We start from the raw sequence: 14,672 nt of genomic DNA, 5'->3' as shown, positions 1-14,672 counted from the left end.
GTGAGCGGTGAGCGGTGAGCGGTGAGCGGTGAGCGGTGAGCGGTGAGCGGTGAGCGGTGAGCGGTGAGCGGTGAGCGAAAGAACGTCATGCTGAGCGCAGCCGAAGCATGACCTTCTTTCGCTCACCGCTCACCGCTTATTGTCCGTTAAGCCAGCGCTTCCGTCAGGTGCAGTTGGTCCAGATTGACCTCTACGATGCCGTCTTCGGCCACCTCGTAGGCCCGGATGAAGCGACGGTGCCACTCAATTTCGTCGTGAATGTAGGAGTTGCGGGCGTGCACATCCTGGGCAAATGTGTCATCGTAACCCTTTAGCTGAATGATAATTTCCAGGTCCAGCCGCTCGTAGTCGGCTGGACCGAGGCCGTGCAGGGGGCTTTTAGCAGTAATGTCGTGCACCAGCGTCCAGGTTAGCGGGAAAAAGCTGATGGTATCGCGCTCCAGCGGCAGCAGGGCGTAGGTCTGGTTGTTGGTAGCCGGGTCGGTTTTTTTGAGTATTACGCGGGCCTGCAGGTCGATGAGGATATTGTTGCGCTGGTTGGCAATGCGGAACTGCAGGCACGGCAGGCCATCGGCCCGGCGGCTGATGATGGCCGTGTGGCTGAACTGAATGCGGGCAGTGGGCCGCGAAAACCGCCCATAGAGCAGGCCCGTGGCCAGCGCGAACGTGAGCACGCCCACCAAGGCCTCGACGCTGGACAGAAACCCAGTGCCATTGCTGCCGGGGTACACGTGCCCGTAGCCAACGGAGGTGAAGGTTTGGATGGAGAAAAACAGGGCGCTGAGAAAGTCCTGCCACCAGCCGTGCGGAGCCGCCACGCCGGGCAGGTCGTCGAGGCCCAGGGAAATGTAGGCGAAGGCAAACGCCACGTTGAGCACCGTAAAAAAGGTGACGACCATGCCGATAAACGGCCACCACTCCATGGTAATCAGCCATTGGTAAGGGTCGTGACGGTGGGGGCCGCCGCGCCGCCGCACATTGAACGTACCGTCGTGGTTGATAGCTCGCTTGGTGCGGCGCGAGAACTTCTCGCCAATGCCGGGGTCGAGGGTAGCCATGGAACTGAAGCCGTGAGATGCAATTGAGAAAGCAAAAGAACGACCTGCCGGGCTTGTCGAGGCATCTCTACTGCTGCATTGCAACGATTGAAGGGCTTACGCGGTAGAGACATTTCGACAAGCTCAGCAGGTCGTTCTTATTTTCTGTTAATTCCCCTCTTCATGAAAGGCGTTTATTCTCTCATCCTACTCACCATTTCCAATTTATTCATGACGTTTGCCTGGTACGGGCACCTGCACTTGTTCAAGAAAATGGCTTGGTTTGCCAAATTGGGGCTATTTGGCGTTATCCTGGTGAGCTGGGGCCTGGCACTGTTCGAGTACATTTTTCAGGTGCCGGCCAACCGGCTGGGGTTCGAGGAAAATGGCGGGCCGTTCAGCCTGTTTCAGCTCAAGGTTATTCAGGAAGTGATTACGCTCACGGTGTTCACGCTGTGCGCCGTGTTCGTGTTCAAGACCGATAAGCTGGGCTGGAACCACGTAGTGGGGTTCGTGCTGCTGGTGGCGGCCGTGTACGTCATTTTCAAAAAGTGGTGAGCGAGGCCCGGCCACTCCGGGGCCTGAAGAAAAATTAATATGGAGTTCAGCCCCGGCTCAGGGGGCAGTAGAAATTTTGTAGCGTCGGAAAGCAACCGGAGCTGGCCGACACACCTTCCATTTTTCACCCCCTGAATCTCTTACCATGAACAAGCCCTTTTATTCGGTGGCCCTGCTGGCTGCCGCCCTGCTGGCCGGCACCATCCAAGCCGAAGCCCAAACCGTCACCAAAGTCAAAACCAAAACTTCCAAGGCTGCTGCTACTGCCGAGGCTGCGGCCGTGCCGCCGCCCGCCCCCGGCGACGGCCCTGACCGCCCCGAGGGCCCTCGCCCACCCCACGGCCCCAAAGGCCCGCATGGCCCCGGAGGCCGCGGCCCCAAAGGCGAGCACGGCCCTAAAGGGGAACGTGGCGGCCGGGTGCAGGTGCTGAGTGACCTGCGCGGCACCCTGACCACCTACCTGGCCAACAACGACGAGCAGGTGTACGACGCCTTCGTGCTGCGTCCCGAGAGCGGCGCCGCCGATACGGTGCGCTTTCCGCGCCACCTGGGCCAGCAGCTGCTGGCGGCGGCCAAAGCAGGCAGCGCCGCCACCGTTACGGGCTTCCGCACTGCCGGGCCCGATGGCCGCAGCCACTTCCACTTCGTGAGCCTTGCCAGCGGCGGACAGACGGTGCACGATGCCCGCCCCACGCCACCCGCCACGCCCCCCACCGAAACGGCGGCCACTGCCAAAGGCACCATTAAGGAGCTGCGGCGCGACCCGAAAGGCCGCGTGCGGGGCGTGGTGCTGAGCGACCAGACGGTGGTGCAGCTGCCGCCCACGGCGCTGGAGCAGCTCGGCGATAAGCTGACCGTGGGAACGGCCCTGGAGGCTGCCGGCAACCTGCGCGCTGCCCACCCAGGCGAAGCCCGCGCCAGCACCGCTGCTGCCCTCCGCGTAGTGCACGCCGAAACCCTCACGCTGGCCGGCGTGAAGTACCTGGTGCGTTAGCAACAATAAGAGCTTGTAGGGAAAGTCGGAGAAATATTATTGGAACGTCATGCTGAGCTTGTCGAAGCATCTCTCCCGCTTCGTCGAACGGGTCAAATGGCGCGGTAGAGATGCTTCGACAAGCTCAGCATGACGGGCTGAAGACTTTCCCTACATGCTCTAAGTACTTTTTGAAATCCCGTTCCCATTCTCTTTCATGCGCATTCTCATTGTCGAAGACGAAGCCCGCCTGGCGGGATTCATTCAGCAAGGGCTGGTGCAGGCCGGGCATGTGGCCGAGGTAGCCGCCACCGGCCCCGAAGGCCTGGAGCGTGCCGCCACCACCCCCTACGACGCGGTGCTGCTCGACCTGATGCTGCCCGGCCAAAGTGGCCTCGACGTGCTGCGCAACCTGCGCGAATTCGGCATCCAAACGCCCGTTATCATCCTCAGTGCCCTCACCGACACGCGGCACGTGGTGACGGGCCTGGAAGCCGGCGCGGTGGACTACCTGCGCAAGCCTTTTGCCTTTGATGAGCTGCTGGCCCGGCTGCACATCATCGGGCGCAAAACGGCCGGGCCCGCCGGGGCCGACGCCCTGCACCTGGCCGACCTCGTGCTCGACCCGCTGGGCCGGGTGGTGACCCGTGCCGGCAAAACCATCACGCTCACCAACCGGGAATTTGCCGTGCTGGAGCTATTGCTGCGCAATGCCGGCCGCGTGGTGAGCAAAACCCGCCTCGCTGAAAAAGTATGGGACGTGGACTACGACATGGGCTCCAATGTGATTGAAGTGCACGTTTCGCAGCTCCGCCGCAAGCTTGACAGGGACTTTGCGCCGGCCCCGGCGCTGCTGGAAACGGTGATTGGCCAAGGCTACCGACTACGCGAACCGGGTACGGCAGGCTGAGGGCTACGGCAGCAGACTTTTATTTTAGACAAGAGACACGAGACGTTAGACACGAGAAAAGCGGCTGAATCAATTTCATGTCTCACGTCTCATACATTGGTAAAATCAAGCAAAACGACTAACGCAAACAGTTTCTTAGAGCATATAGGAAAATTCCTCAGAACGTCATGCTGAGCTTGTCGAAGCATCTCTACCGCAACAGCAAATGAATTAGTCCCCCGGTAGAGATGCTTCGACAAGCTCAGCATGACCGTTTCTGTTAGCTCAAATAGCTTATTAGAGCTTGGAATGCTTCGCGTCGTGAGGCATGACGTTTTGTTGTACGATTTACTTCTATTTGAATGACCACCTCTCCTGCCTTACCCACCCCGCGCCGGTTCCGGCTGGGCCTGCGTGGGCAGCTGTTACTGGTATTTGGGCTGGTGTTTGGGCTGGCTACGCTGGTGGCGGGCGGCTACCAGTATCGCAGCCTGGGCCACCAGCTGGCCCGCGCCGATGATGACCGCCTGCGCCTGCGGGCCAGCCAGCTCCTAAGCCGCGTCAGCCTCGACCCGCTGCCCACCCTGCCCCTGCCCGACCAAGCTGGCGAGGTGATGCGCCTGGTGTTTGACGAACCCGGCCAGCCAGCGCGGGAGCTTTTCCGCTCGGCCCGGTGGCCGGCAGCCGATACGGCCCGCCTGCCGCATCCGGCCGCGCCGGGCACCGAGCTGGGCCAGCGGCGGGTGGTGGCGGTGGCCCGCGCCGCCGCCGCGCCCGGTCTGGGGGCCGAGGAAGCGGCTCCCACCGGCCGCCTTATTCTGTGGCTGGCCCACCCCGCCGCCCCCCTCGAAACGGCCCTGGCGCGGGTGCGGCGCACGCTGCTGCTCGGATTGCTGGGCAGCGCGGCCCTGGCGGGAGCACTGGCCCTGCTGGTGGCCGGAGCGGTATTGCGGCCACTGCGGCGCATGGCGGCCCAGGCCCGCCGCATTCAGCAGGCCCAGGATATTGCGCCGCTGCCCGTGCCAGCTACCGGCGATGAGCTGCAGGAACTGGCCGAAACCCTTAACCAGCTACTGGACCGCCTGCGCGGGCAGGCCACGGCACAGGCCAATTTTCTGGCCGCCGCCGCCCACGAGCTGCGCACGCCGCTGGCCACCCTGCAAACCGGCCTCGACGTGAGCGGGCGCGACCCGGCCCTGCCGCCCGCCACCCGCGCCGCCCTGGCCGGCCATGATGCCGAGCTGGCTCGGCTAGGTCGCCTCGTGGATGATTTCCTGCTGGTGGGCCGGCTGGGCAGCGACACCGCCCCCCCGCCCACCCGCCGCCCGGTGGCCCTGGATGAGCTGCTTCTACTGCTGGCCGACCGGGAGCTGCCGCGCTTCCGGGCGGCGGGCCGGGCCCTCACCATTGTGCTGCCCGATGAGGAAACCCCCGCCGCCCGCCTCACCGTTGGCACCGATGCTGACCAGCTTACCACCCTGCTGCTCAACCTGCTCGACAACGCCCGCAAGCACGCTCGGCCCGGCACCGGCGTCACGCTCCGGCTGCAGGCAGGTGCTGACAAGGGGCCGGTTATTAGCCTGGAAAATGAGCTGGCGGCTCCGTTAGGCGCGCATCTGGCCCAGCTCACCACGGCCTGGTACCAGGCCGACCCGCTGGCCCCCGGCACCGGCCTGGGCCTCTGGATTGCGGGGCGGCTGGCGCACGGACTGGGCCTGCAGCTGGCATTCCGTGAGGAGAAACTGCAGCTGACCGTGACTGTGGGCTTTCCGGCGCAGGGCGCGGCACCTGCTGGCTGAGGAAACGCCGGCTTCGCCGACCTTTGGGGCGCGTTCGGCCCTAACCCTTTCCAAGCATGAACATTTTACTGGTTGAAGACGACCCCCGGCTTTCGGCCCTCATTCGGCGGGGGCTGGAGGAAGAGCAATTTGAGGTAACGGTAGCGGCCGATGGCCAGCTGGGTCAGCAACTGGCCCTCACACAACCTTTTGACTTAATTATTCTGGACATCATTCTGCCCCACCGCAGCGGTTTGGAGGTGTTGGCCGCCATTCGGGGGCAGGATACCCAAGTGCCCGTGCTGCTGCTCACCGCTCTGGGCACCACCACCGACAAGCTGCAAGGCTTTGGCGGCGGGGCCGATGACTACCTGGTGAAGCCCTTCGATTTTGCTGAGCTGGTGGCGCGGGTGCGGGCCCTCACGCGGCGCGGCAGCGCGGCCCAGCCCAAAGGCTCGCGCCTGACTTTTGCCGATGTGGTGCTCGACATTCCCAGCCGCACCGTGACGCGGGCCGGGCAGGCGCTGCGCCTCACCACCCGCGAGTTCAACTTGCTAGAGCTGCTGATGCACCACCCCGGCCGCGTGCTGAGCCGGGGCGAAATAGCAGAGCAGGGCTGGGATGAGTCGTTTGACGCGGGCAGCAACGTGATTGACGTGTACGTGAGCTACCTGCGCAAGAAAGTGGACCACGGCTTTGCCACCAAACTCATTCATACGGTGACCGGGGCGGGCTACGTGCTGCGCCAGGAGTAGCTTTTTAGTTGGCCGTTGACAAGGTAAAAGAACATCATGCTGAGCGTAGTCGAAGCATCTCGCGTGTGGTAGTAACTCAATCGTTGAGCGATGCGAGGCGAGATGCCTCGGCTGCGCTCGGCATGACGTTCTTTTACGCTGATAAAGAACAGCCGACAACAAACAACTGACCTACCCCATGACCATTCGCAACCGCCTTACCTGGCTATTTGTGGGCGTGGTGGCCTTCATTCTGCTGGGCGTGCTCACCACGGCTTTCGTGCTGCAGGCCGACTACGGACAGCGCGAATTCCGGCAGCGCCTGCGCGACCGGGCGGAGGTGGCGGCCTATATTTTTCTGGAGAAGGACGAATTGCGCAGCTCGGCGTTTCAGGAGTTTCAGAAGCGCTACCAGCGCACGCTCACCGGCGAAATCATTCAGCTGTATGATGCCCGGGGCGAGGTGCGCTTTGTGCACGAGGATGCCCGGCTGGAAGTGCCGCCCGCAGTGCTGGCCCGCATCAAGGAAGGGCACGAGGAATACTTTGAGGACGGGCCACGGGAGGCGGTAGGCATTTTCTACCGCGACAACCAGGGGCAGTACGTGGTGGTGGCCGGGGCCGAAAACGTGTACGGCCACGCCCGGCTGCGCTACCTGGCCACCATTATGGCCTCGCTGTTTGTGCTGAGCCTGCTGCTGATTTACGGGGCCGGGCGGCTGTTTGCCGGGCGGGCGCTGGCCCCCATCGCGGCCCTCAACGACCAGATGGACCGCATCACGGCCCACGACCTGCACCGGCGCGTGACCGAAAACCTGTCGGGCCGTGAGCAGGACGAATTGTCGCGCCTGGCCCAAACCTTCAACCGTCTGCTCGACCGGCTCGAAAGCAGCTTCGACTCTCAGCGGGCCTTCGTGCGCAATGCCTCGCACGAGCTGCGCACCCCGCTGGCCGCCAGCATCGGCGAGGCGCAGCTGGCCCTGACGCGGGACCGCGAGCCTGCCGCCTACCGCGCCGCCCTGCACGACTTATTGACCGACCTCACCCAGCTCAAAGCCCTGCTCAATCACTTGCTGGAACTGGCCCAGGCCGAAATGCACCTGCCCGAGCAGGCCGACCTTATTCGCGTGGATGAGCTGCTGGCCGAGGCCTGCGCAGCCATCGCGCCGGCCCAGCGCCCGCGCCTGCACCTGCACACCGGCCACCTGCCCGCCGAGCCCGAACAGCTGGAGCTAACCGGCAACCGCCCTTTGCTCAGCCGCGCCCTCACCAACCTGCTGGAAAATGCGCTCAAATACTCGGAGCCCCAGCCGGTGGCCGTGACGCTGGAATACGAGCCCGGCGAAGTGCGCCTGCGCATTCGTGACGAAGGCATCGGCATTGCGGCAGAAGAGTTGCCGCAGGTGTTTCAGCCGTTTTTCCGGGCCAGCAATGCGCGGCCCGTGGCAGGACACGGCGTGGGCCTGTCGCTGGCCCGCAAGATTATTGAGCAGCACGGCGGGCAACTGCACCTGGCCTCGCGACTGGGCCACGGCACCACCGTGGTGGTGGTGCTGCCCACGGCATGAGGCGAAAAAAGGAAGAATAAAGGATGCTTTTCATGGGTTTCTAATCGCATTCTAATGCCGGGCCTGTAGTCTTGCAGCAGCTTTTCCACTGCTGACCAATGACCAGACTACATCCATTATCTGCCAACGCCACGCCCGGCCGGGCCTGGTTGGCCCACTCCTTTCGGGCCCTTATTGGCTGTGCGCTGCTGGGGGCGCTGCTCAGCTCTTGCGAAGAAGCCAGCGAAGAGCTGACCCCGCCCGCCCCCCAGCAGGCGGCCAGCACGAGTGCGCAGTCAGCGCCGGAAGCGGTGGCCGCGCTGGAGCTGAGCGGCGAAATTGCGGCCGATGGCAACCGCATGGCCCGGGTATTTCCGCGCGTGGGCGGCGAGGTAGTGCGCGTTAATGTGGAGCTGGGCGACGAGGTGCGCCAGGGCCAGGTGCTGGCCGTGCTCAGAAGCAGTGAAATTGCCAACCTCCAAAACCAGCACACCGCCGGCACCGCCGACCTGGCCGTGGCCCGTAAGAACCTAGCCGTGGTCGAGGAGCTGTATCAGGCCGGCCTGAGTTCCGAGCAGGAGGTGTACAAGGCCCGCATCGAAGTGGCCCGCGCCACGGGCACTACCGCCAAAAACCAGCAGCAGCTCGGCGTGTACGGCGTGGGCAAAGACGGCCTATACGAGCTGCGGGCACCCATTGCGGGGTTCATCACCGAGAAAAACCTGGCGGCCGGCCTGCGCTTCACAGCCGCCAACCTGCAGGCGGCCTTCACCGTGGCCAACCTCGACAGCGTGTGGGTGATGGCCAACGTTTTTGAATCGGACCTGACGCAGGTGCATCGGGGCCAGGCCCTGGAAATCACCACGCTGAGCTACCCCGACCAGCCCCTGCACGGTCGCATCGACAAGTTATTCCACCTGCTCGACCACGACAGCAAGGTGCTGAAAGCGCGTTGCACGCTGCCCAACCCCGGCCACCAGCTCAAGCCCGGCATGCACGCCCACGTGCGGGTGCTGGCCCAACCAACTCAATAAGTCCGATTATGGCAATTCTGCTCGTCGAACCCAACGATGCCCGGCGCCCGGTCACGCAGCGCTTCCTGCACCGGGCCGGCTACATGATAGAGGCAGTTCCCACTGCCGCCCTGGCCCGGCAGCAGCTGGCCCGTCGACGTTTCGAATTCGTGCTGCTGGCCCAACATCTGCCCGATGGCGACGGGTTGACCTTGCTGCGCGAAGCCACCCGGCGCGACGACCACTCGGCCGCTTTTATTATACTGACTGGCACCGACGAGGTGGAGGACCGGTTGCGCGGCTTCGCCGCCGGTGCCGACGACTGCCTGGCCGGTTCGGTGCCGCTGGTGGAGCTGGAGCGGCGGCTGCGCGCCATTGCCCGGCAGCGCTACGGCCGCCAACGGCCACGCATTCATTTCGGCGAAGGGTTTGAACTGGATTTGGCGGGCCGCCGCCTGCGCCACGGCAGCCAGGCCGTGGAGTTGAGCCGCTCGCAGTTCGACCTGCTGCACCACCTGCTGCGGCACCGCGGCCGGCCTCTCACCCGCGAGCAGTTGGGGGCCCACATTGGCAAAGGGACCAATGAGGGCTCAAACTACATCGACGTGCACATCATGAATGTGCGCAAGGCACTGGCCCGCTACGCCGCGCCCGATTTCCTGCAAACCGTGCGCGGCGTGGGCTACCAGGCAGCCTAGGGCGGTTTCGGGGTCGCTGTATAATAGCGCGAACTTTGTAGTTAGCGTCGCCGCGCCGTTTGACCTTCTTGAAGGGCGCAGGGCACGCGAACTACAAAGTTCGCGCTACTATCGTTGCTTCGGACTGTACACGGATGCCGAAACCGCTCTAATTGGTCCTCAATAGTACGGCGCGGAGCAGCATTCTTATTCAACGGAATACGAAGCCAGCAACCATTGGGCGCACTTGAAAAAAAGCCGCCGCGCACCGGGCAAAACCCCACGGCCCGGCACGGCGTACCAGCGGCAGAAGCGCTGGTTCCGGCGCAGCTCCATTCTGGTTTTCTATGCCCCACTTCTGCACCCGACTACTGCTGGCTTTGTTGCTGGCAGCCACTTCTCTCGTTACCGCGCAGGCCCAGAAAGTGGGCCTCGTGCTCAGCGGCGGCGGCGCCAAGGGCCTGGCCCACGTAGGCGTGCTGAAGCAGCTCGAAAAAAACCACATTCCCATCGACTACATCGTGGGCACGAGCATGGGCGCCGTGATTGGCGGCATGTACGCAGCCGGCTACTCGCCCGATGAGATTGAGCAGATTGTGCTCAGCCCCGAGTTCCAGCGCTGGACCTCGGGCAAGCCGTTGGAAAGCAAAACCTTCAACTTTCTCACGGCCGAACCATCGCCCTCGGCCCTGCGCCTGGGCATTGCCATCGACTCGACCCTGAAAGCGCGGGTGAGCACCAACCTGGTAAACGACCTGAATCTGAACCTGGCCCTGGCGCGGCTGCTGGCTCCGGCCTCGGCCAGCTGCAACTACGATTTCGACAAGCTGTTTGTGCCCTTCCGCTGCATGGCCTCGGAGGTGTTTACGCGGCAGGTGGTGGAGCAAAGCAAGGGCTCGCTCTCCGATGCCATTCGCAATTCGATGTCGTTTCCGCTGGCCTTCCGGCCCATTCGCAACCTCGACGGCAAGTACTACTACGACGGCGCGGTGTACGACAACTTCCCTACCAACACCATGAAGAAAACCTTCGCCCCGGACATCATCATCGGGGTGAACGTGGGCGACGTGGCCTTCAAGAAATACCCCAAAAATGACGACGCCTTGCTGGCCAGCACGGTGGCCTTTCTGGGTACCAGCGTGGCCGACACCCTGAGCGTGGGCAAAAACGGCATTTACATTCAGCCCAATTTGGAAGGCATGGGCGTGGGCGATTTTGACCGGGTGAAGGACTTTATTGCCGAAGGCGACACGGCCGCCCAGCGCAGCATGGACAAAATAAAGGCCCGCATCGAGCGCCGCGTCGATTCGACTTCGCTGCAAAAGCGGCGGACGGCTTTCCAGGGCCTGGCGCCCACGCCGCGCTTCATCGACGTGCAAGTGCGCGGCCTGCGGCCCGACCAGAACGAGTACGCCGCGCGGTTTTTCCGGAAGACGGGCCGCGAATACTCGCTCGACGACATTGAGGAAGGCTACTACCGGCTGGCGTCGGACGACTACTTCAAGAACATCTACCCGCGCATTCGCTACGACGCGGCCCGCAAGGGCTACATCTTCAGCGTAGATGCCCAGCGCAACAACAACGTGAGTACCGAAATCGGCTTCGTGCTCTCGAACCGGCCCATCGACAACCTTTTTTTTGGGGTCGAATTTCGCTACCTGCGCAAGCTGCTCTACACCGCTTCGGCCGACGTGAGTTTGGGCCGCTTCTACAACGGGGCGCACGGCTCGTTCCGCATCAATGTGCCGGCCAAGTACGCGTTTTTCTTTGAGCCTGAAGTGACGTATAACCAGTGGGACTACCAGAACACCGGTGGCGTGCTGGGGCGCGACGTGCTTAACACGCAGGTGCGGCAACAGGACACCAAGCTCGGCGGGCAGTTTGGCGTGAGCCCCACCTACCGCAGCCGCCTGCTCCTCGACCTGGCCACCTTCGTGACCAAAGACGAGTACACCAATTCCAGCACCATCAACACGGCCGACGTGCTCGACGCAACCGTATTTCGGGGTGCCACCGCTGCGCTGCGCCTGGCCCGCAATACGCTGAACCGCAAGCAATACGCCACCAGCGGCCACCGCTACGTGTACACGCTGCGGGGTGTCACGGGCTCGGCTACTTACACGCCCGGCTCCACGGCCGAGCAGGAAGCCAGCTCGCGGCACCACGAGTGGCTGCAGTTCCGGGCCACCGTGGAGCGCTACTTCGCCCTGAAGGGCGACCGCCACGCCTTTGGGTATTTTGGCGAGCTCATGGCCAGTTCCCAGGGCTTGTTTTCGAACTACCGCTCGTCGCAAACCACGGCGCCGGTGTTTGCGCCGCTGCCCGATTCGCGCACCATGTTTCTGGATAGCTACCGCTCGGCCCGCTACGCGGCCGTGGGCCTGCGCTACACCCAGCCCTTCCTCAAAAAGCTGGAGTGGCGCACCGAAGTGTACGTGCATGTCAACGCCCAGCCCCTCAAACAAGGCGATATGCAGGTGGCCGTGCGCCAGTCCGGCTTCGACCGGCCCCGCCTCACCGCCAGCACCGGCCTGATATTCCAGACGCCGGTGGGCCCGCTGGCCGTACACGCCCGCTTCTACGACGATGCCTCCGAGCGCTTCAGCGTGTACGGGCACTTGGGCTTCCTGCTGTTCCGCAGCCGGGCGCTGGAATAAGCTCGTCGCGCTTAGCCGGGTCGTTACTTCAGGGCCGCCAGTACCTCGGGCGCGGCTTCCAGCGGCAGCAAATGGCCAGCGCCCGGTATTACCGTAAAAGGCGTGCCGGCCGGCAGCAGCGGCAGCGTGAGCCGTTGCTGGCTGGCCGGTGTAATGGCTTCGTCGCCCTCCCCCACCAGCAAATGACAGGGCACCGCCAGCAGCGGCATCAGGGCACTGATGTCCTCACGGGTGCCTTCTTCCAGCCACTTGTCCCAAGCCGGCTGGGTTGTGCGCAGGTTGTCGGCGATGACCTGGGCGCGGAGCGTGGCCGACAGGGGCCGTCGGGTGATTTTCCGGAAGGTTTTAGCCGCTTCCTCGGGCTTGCCGAAAGCGGCCAATGAAGCGGCGCGGTCGGCCTCCGACATGGGTTCGCCGGCCGGTGGCGAGGGCGATAGCAACACCAGCCGCTGCAGCCCGGCCGGCCGCCGGCTGGCCCAGGCCAGGGCCATCTTGCCGCTCATGCTGTGCCCGATAAGCGTGAAGTCGGCCACCTGCTGTTGCCGGGCATAGGCAGCCAGCCAGTCCACATACGCCCGCACCGAATAGTCGAATCTGGCGGGTGCAGGTTGGGCGCCAAAGCCGGGCAAATCGGGCGTCAGCAATTGGGTATCAGCAGAGAGCAGGGAACGGAGCACGTCGTACTCACGGCCGGAGATGGCCCAGCAGTGCAGGGCAATAATGGTTGGGGGCATGGTCAGCAATAACGGGATTTACCCTACGACAAAAGCACTGGAAGTGGCGAACAATGCTGGCCTGCTCGTAGGCAAACCCCGCCTTGGGTGTTGGCAAAAATTTTATGCAGGGCCGGGCAATCCGCTTGCAGAAGTCCGCCGTAGGTTTTCGCTGACCTGCTACTATTCATTATTCTATTAGTCCTCTAACTTTTTCACCGCTAACGCCTTTCTATTTCTCACACTTACGTATTTCTGTCCGGTTATCCTTTCTGTAAATGCTTTTTCCTGGCTCCCTTCTGCATTTTCCGGGCCAGGGAGGGCTATTTCCCTCTCTATGAAACCAACTCCGGCGTTGCCTACGGCGACGGACGAAGAAGTATTGGTGCAACGGCTGGTAGCCCGCGACGAAAAAGCACTCCGCATCCTTCACGACCAATATGCGAAAAACCTGCTCCACGTGATTTTGCGCCTGGTACGCGACGAGGCACTGGCTCAGGACGTATTGCAGGAAGGCTTGTTGAAAGTCTGGCTGAGCATTGACCGCTACGACGCCGCCCGCGGCCGCCTGTTTACCTGGATGGTGCGGGTGTGCTGCAACCAAGCCATTGATGCCCTACGCAGCCCCCGGCACCGCTTCCACAGCGACACCAAATCGCTGGAAGTAGGCGGAGCGCAGCGCGCGCTGGCCCCGTCCACGTTCAACCCCGAGCACATTGGACTGCGCGAATTAACGCTCCAACTCAAGCCCAAGCAGCGCGAAGTCATCGACTTGCTATATTTCGGCGGCTGCACGCACACCGAAACAGCCGAGCAGTTGGGCATTCCGCTGGCCACCGTGAAAACGCGGGCCCGCGCCGCATTATATATCCTGACGCGGCTGGCCCGTCATTAGCGCGGAGGCTGGGATTTCCGGAAGGTTGAACGGCTTATTGAGCGGCCTATTAAAGGCTATCCAATCAGGCCGTCCTGCTGAGCGCAGTCGAAGCCTCTCTACCGGGTGGGTAATTTATTTACTATTGCGGGAGAGGTGCTGCAACTGCGCTCAGCAGGACGGCCTGATTGGATAGCCTCTAAGGCTCCCGTTCACGCACTTTATTAGCGTGGGCATTCTTCGCGGGTCAGGTTTTCGTTGAGGCAGATGGCGGCCTGGTTGCCGGCCGCTGCTGCCAGCAGGGCTTGCTGCGTGCCAGGCGTGGTGTCGCCGGCGGCGTAGATGCCGGGAACAGACGTTTGGGCATTTTTATCGACCCATACGGCTCCGCTGTTGGTGAAGCGGGCGCCAAGGTTGCTGGCCAATGGGCTGCGCTGGTGCTGCGGCGCGTGCAGAAACAGGGCCGCCCGCTCCAGCTGGCTGCCATCGGCAAACTCTATGCAACGCAGCTCCTGCCCGGCCGAGCCGATAAGCCGGGCTACGGGCTCTTCCCGAATGCCAATTTTCTCGCGCCGCAGCCGGCGCCGGGCATTGGGCGTGAGGTGGCCGGGCCCGTCGGTCACCACGATGACATCAGGGCTCCAACGACTGACCAGCAGGGCCAGCCCGGTCACGGTGCGGCCCTGCCCATACACCGCCAGCGGACGGCCGCGCACTTCCCAACCATGGCAGTACGGGCAGTGCAACACGCCCCTGCCCCACAGCTCGCGGAAGCCCGGCAAGGCGGGCAATATGTCGGACACACCGGTAGCCAGCAACACCCGACGGGCCGTAACCATGACGGGGGCATCGTCGGCGGTGCCGTGGCCAGTGGCCACAAAGCCCCGTCCCTGGCGCGCAATGCTTTCAATTTGCAGGCATTGCACCTCCACGGTTTTGTAGGGCCGCAGTTGCTCGTGCCCCAGGCGCAGCAGCTCGGCCGGCCGGATACCGTCGCGGGTCAGAAAGCCGTGCACGCCGGGCGAGGCCTCGTTGCGCGGCGGGCCGCCGTCGGCCAGCAATACGCGGCGCAGGCAGCGGCCCAGGGTAAGTGCAGCCGCAAGACCGGCGCTGCCTGCCCCAATAATGAGTACGTCGTAAGTACACTCCATTTGGAAAGGAAGAAATTCGGCTATGCTAACTTAATCTGCCGCGCAGAGGTTATGACTAGCCTTGCCAATTGG

General features: G+C 63.3%; 13 protein-coding genes. 10 read left to right on the top strand and 3 right to left on the bottom strand.

Annotated features, from left to right (window positions below):
* Positions 1–146: 146 nt before the first annotated feature.
* Positions 147–1,058 carry an ion channel gene (locus JKL48_RS20060; protein WP_201986672.1) on the bottom strand — a complete coding sequence of 304 codons (912 nt, stop codon included), beginning with the start codon at positions 1,056–1,058 and terminating at the stop codon, positions 147–149.
* Positions 1,059–1,220: 162 nt separating this feature from the next.
* Between JKL48_RS20060 and JKL48_RS20055 the strand changes: the two genes are divergently transcribed.
* The 9 genes from JKL48_RS20055 to JKL48_RS20015 all read left to right on the top strand — a co-directional run bounded on the left by JKL48_RS20055 (position 1,221) and on the right by JKL48_RS20015 (position 11,862).
* Positions 1,221–1,595, top strand: a complete 375-nt coding sequence (locus JKL48_RS20055) for a DMT family protein (protein ID WP_201986670.1) — start codon at positions 1,221–1,223, stop codon at positions 1,593–1,595.
* A 145-nt stretch (positions 1,596–1,740) separates the two neighbouring features.
* Positions 1,741–2,589, top strand: coding sequence for a hypothetical protein (locus tag JKL48_RS20050; protein WP_201986668.1), 849 nt, complete (start codon positions 1,741–1,743; stop codon positions 2,587–2,589).
* Positions 2,590–2,785: 196 nt separating this feature from the next.
* Positions 2,786–3,478, top strand: coding sequence for a response regulator transcription factor (locus JKL48_RS20045; RefSeq protein WP_201986666.1), 693 nt, complete (start codon positions 2,786–2,788; stop codon positions 3,476–3,478).
* A gap of 341 nt (positions 3,479–3,819) precedes the next feature.
* Positions 3,820–5,256 (top strand): HAMP domain-containing sensor histidine kinase, encoded by a 1,437-nt coding sequence (locus JKL48_RS20040; protein ID WP_201986665.1) that lies wholly within the window; start codon positions 3,820–3,822, stop codon positions 5,254–5,256.
* A 56-nt stretch (positions 5,257–5,312) separates the two neighbouring features.
* Positions 5,313–5,990 carry a response regulator transcription factor gene (locus JKL48_RS20035; protein ID WP_201986664.1) on the top strand — a complete coding sequence of 226 codons (678 nt, stop codon included), beginning with the start codon at positions 5,313–5,315 and terminating at the stop codon, positions 5,988–5,990.
* A 178-nt stretch (positions 5,991–6,168) separates the two neighbouring features.
* Entirely contained in the window at positions 6,169–7,536 is a 1,368-nt protein-coding gene (locus JKL48_RS20030; RefSeq protein WP_201986663.1) for a sensor histidine kinase, read from the top strand.
* 98 nt (positions 7,537–7,634) lie between these two features.
* Entirely contained in the window at positions 7,635–8,549 is a 915-nt protein-coding gene (locus tag JKL48_RS20025; RefSeq protein WP_201986662.1) for an efflux RND transporter periplasmic adaptor subunit, read from the top strand.
* An 8-nt stretch (positions 8,550–8,557) separates the two neighbouring features.
* Positions 8,558–9,226 carry a response regulator transcription factor gene (locus JKL48_RS20020; RefSeq protein ID WP_201986661.1) on the top strand — a complete coding sequence of 223 codons (669 nt, stop codon included), beginning with the start codon at positions 8,558–8,560 and terminating at the stop codon, positions 9,224–9,226.
* Between the two features lie 326 nt (positions 9,227–9,552).
* Positions 9,553–11,862 carry a patatin-like phospholipase family protein gene (locus JKL48_RS20015; RefSeq protein WP_201986660.1) on the top strand — a complete coding sequence of 770 codons (2,310 nt, stop codon included), beginning with the start codon at positions 9,553–9,555 and terminating at the stop codon, positions 11,860–11,862.
* Positions 11,863–11,885: 23 nt separating this feature from the next.
* Here JKL48_RS20015 and JKL48_RS20010 read toward each other — a convergent pair whose 3' ends face one another.
* On the bottom strand, positions 11,886–12,596 hold the full coding sequence (locus JKL48_RS20010) for an alpha/beta fold hydrolase (RefSeq protein ID WP_201986659.1): 711 nt from the start codon (positions 12,594–12,596) through the stop codon (positions 11,886–11,888).
* A gap of 316 nt (positions 12,597–12,912) precedes the next feature.
* Here JKL48_RS20010 and JKL48_RS20005 point away from each other — a divergent pair, with 316 nt between their 5' ends.
* Positions 12,913–13,470 (top strand): RNA polymerase sigma factor, encoded by a 558-nt coding sequence (locus JKL48_RS20005; protein WP_201986658.1) that lies wholly within the window; start codon positions 12,913–12,915, stop codon positions 13,468–13,470.
* Positions 13,471–13,673: 203 nt separating this feature from the next.
* On the opposite strand, the gene JKL48_RS20000 is transcribed toward JKL48_RS20005, so the two are convergent.
* A complete protein-coding gene (locus JKL48_RS20000) occupies positions 13,674–14,600 on the bottom strand; it encodes an NAD(P)/FAD-dependent oxidoreductase (RefSeq protein ID WP_201986657.1) in 927 nt (308 codons plus the stop codon).
* Between the last annotated feature and the right edge of the window lie 72 nt (positions 14,601–14,672).

This window comes from Hymenobacter rubidus, assembly GCF_016734815.1.
Lineage (GTDB): Bacteria > Bacteroidota > Bacteroidia > Cytophagales > Hymenobacteraceae > Hymenobacter > Hymenobacter rubidus.
Note: the sequence above shows the minus strand (reverse complement) of the source record. Positions and strands in the feature narration are given on the sequence as shown.